The sequence below is a fragment of the Comamonas sp. genome (assembly GCF_036666375.1).
In the GTDB taxonomy this organism is placed as follows: Bacteria; Pseudomonadota; Gammaproteobacteria; order Burkholderiales; family Burkholderiaceae_C; genus Comamonas.
The window spans coordinates 1-2,603 of record NZ_JAVWWA010000136.1; the positions used below are offsets into that span (position 1 = coordinate 1).

A 2,603-nucleotide genomic window follows, 5' to 3' on the forward strand; every position below is an offset into this window, starting at 1 on the left:
GCCGGCAGCACGTAGTCGGCGTGGTCGGCGGTGTCGGTGAGGAAATGCTCGATGACCACGGTGAACAGGTCGTCGCGCGCAAAGCCCTGCGCCACCTTGGCCGACTCGGGGGCGACCGCGACGGGATTGCTGTTGTAGACCACGACGGCCTCGATGCGCGGCCCGAACGCGGCGTCGCCGGGCTCGAGCAGCGCATTGCCTATGGTGCTCATGTTGACGGTGCGCGGGCGGCGCGCGCCCAGCAGCTGCGGCATCTGCAGCGCGGCGCGGCGCGCGGGCAGCGCGGCCGACGACGACAGCAGCAGGCCGCCGGCGCGGTGGCGCCAGGCGCCCGTGAGCGCGGGCAGGCAGGCAATGGCGCGCACCGCGTTGCCGCCGCCGCGCGCGCGCTGCACGCCGTAGTTCAGGCGTATGGCGGCGCGCTCGGTCGTGCCGTAGGCGCGCGCCAGTTCGGTGATCTGCTCCACGGGCAGGCCGCAGACTTCGGCCGCGCGTTCGGGCGGCCATTCGAGCGCGCGCGCGCGCAGCGCGTCCCAGCCCAGCGTGTGGCGCGCGATGTAGTCGTGGTCCAGCCAGTCGTTGCGTATCAGCTCGTGCATCAGCGCCAGCGCCAGCGCGGCATCGGTGCCGGGACGCAGCTGCAGGTGCTCATGGCATTTGTCGGCGGTCTCGGTCTTGCGCGGGTCTATGCAGATGAGGCGCGCGCCGTCGCGCTTGGCGGCCTGGGCATAGCGCCAGAAATGCAGGTTGCTGCCAATGCTGTTGCTGCCCCAGATGATGATCAGCCGGCTTTCGGCAAAGAACTGCACGCGCATGCCCAGCTTGCCGCCGTAGGTGTGCATCAGCGCTTCGCCGCCGGCGCTCGAGCAGATGGTGCGGTCCAGCAGCGAGGCGCCGAGCTGGTGGAAGAAGCGCCGGTCCATGCTTTCGCCCTGCACCAGACCCATGGTGCCCGCATAGCTGTAGGGCAGGATGGCCTCGGGCGCGCGCTGCGCGATGGCGTGCAGGCGCTGCGCGATGTCGCCCAGCGCTTCGTCCCAGGACACGGGCGTGAACTGGCCGCTGCCCTTGGATCCCGAGCGCTTGAGCGGCGTCAGCACGCGCTCGGCGTGGTAGGTGCGTTCGGGGTATTTGCTGACCTTGGCGCAGAGCACGCCATCGGTCTGCGGGTGCTCGGGATTGCCCTGGACCCGCGTGGCCACGCCGTCGACCACCGTGGTCAGCAGCGCGCAGGTGTCGGGGCAGTCATGCGGGCAGGCGCCGCGCACGATGGAAGTCGCGCCGGGCGCAGGGGACGGGCTGTCGAAAGAGGACATGGCGTTCGTGGGGCAGGAGTTGTCACGCCATTGTCTCGCATGCGCTGGCGAAAAGGACGGCTTTGCCCCCGTGCGTGCCGCCTTGGCGCCACAATGTGTGACAGGAGGTTTTTGTCCATGTCGCTGATTGAAGAAATTGTTGCGCAGGCCGATGAGCTGGCTGCCCTGCGCCGGGATATCCATGCCCACCCCGAGCTGTGCTTCGAGGAAGTGCGCACCGCCGATGTGATTGCCGCCAAGCTGACCGAATGGGGCATTGCCGTGCACCGCGGCCTGGGCAAGACCGGCGTCGTGGGCATTGTCCATGGACGCGACGCCGGCGCCTGCGGCCGCGCGCTGGGCCTGCGCGCCGACATGGACGCGCTGCCCATGCAGGAAGGCAATACCTTTGCGCATGCGAGCCGCCATGCGGGCCGGATGCACGGCTGCGGCCACGACGGCCATGTCGCCATGCTGCTGGCCGCGGCCCAGCATCTGTCGCGCCACCGCGATTTCGACGGCACGATCTATCTGATCTTCCAGCCCGCGGAGGAAGGCGGCGGCGGCGCGCGCGAGATGATTCGCGACGGCCTGTTCACGCGTTTTCCCATGCAGGCGGTGTTTGGCATGCACAACTGGCCCGGCATGGCCGAAGGCCAGATGGCCGTGAGCCCGGGGCCGGTCATGGCGTCAAGCAACGAGTTCAAGATCACGGTGCGCGGCAAGGGCGGCCATGCGGCCATGCCGCATCTGGTGCTCGATCCCGTGCCGGTGGCGGCGCAGATCATCATGGGCCTGCAGACCATCGTCAGCCGCAACCTCAAGCCCGTCGATGCGGGCGTGATTTCCGTGACCATGGTGCATGGCGGCGAGGCCACCAACGTGGTGCCCGACACCGTGGAACTCCAAGGCACGGTGCGCACCTTCTCGGTGGCGGTGCTCGACATGATCGAGCAGCGCATGCAGCAGGTGATTGACGGCATCTGCGCCAGCCATGGCGTGAAGCATGCGTTTGTCTTCGAGCGCAACTACCCGCCGACCATCAACGCCGCGCCCGAAGCCGCGCTGGCGCGCGCGGTGATGCAGCGCCTGGTGGGCGCGGCCAAGGTGCTGGACCAGGAGCCCACGATGGGCGCCGAAGACTTCGCCTACATGCTGGAAGAAAAGCCCGGCGCCTATTGCTTCATTGCCAATGGCGAGGGCGACCACCGCGCGATCGGCCATGGCGGCGGGCCCTGCATGCTGCACAACCCCAGCTACGACTTCAACGACCGGCTGATTCCGCTGGGCGCGACGTTCTGGGTGGAG

2 protein-coding genes are annotated in these 2,603 nt (G+C 68.8%); one reads left to right on the forward strand and one right to left on the reverse strand.

The genetic code is table 11. From position 1 onward, the window contains the following. The coding region (locus RR928_RS22330; protein ID WP_332684312.1) for a molybdopterin-dependent oxidoreductase at window positions 1-1,316 on the reverse strand (1,316 nt) is incomplete at its 3' end. A gap of 117 nt (window positions 1,317-1,433) precedes the next feature. On the opposite strand from RR928_RS22330, the gene RR928_RS22335 reads away from it, so the two are divergent. Beyond that, window positions 1,434-2,603: M20 aminoacylase family protein (locus RR928_RS22335; protein ID WP_332684314.1), on the forward strand; the 1,170-nt coding region annotated here is incomplete at its 3' end.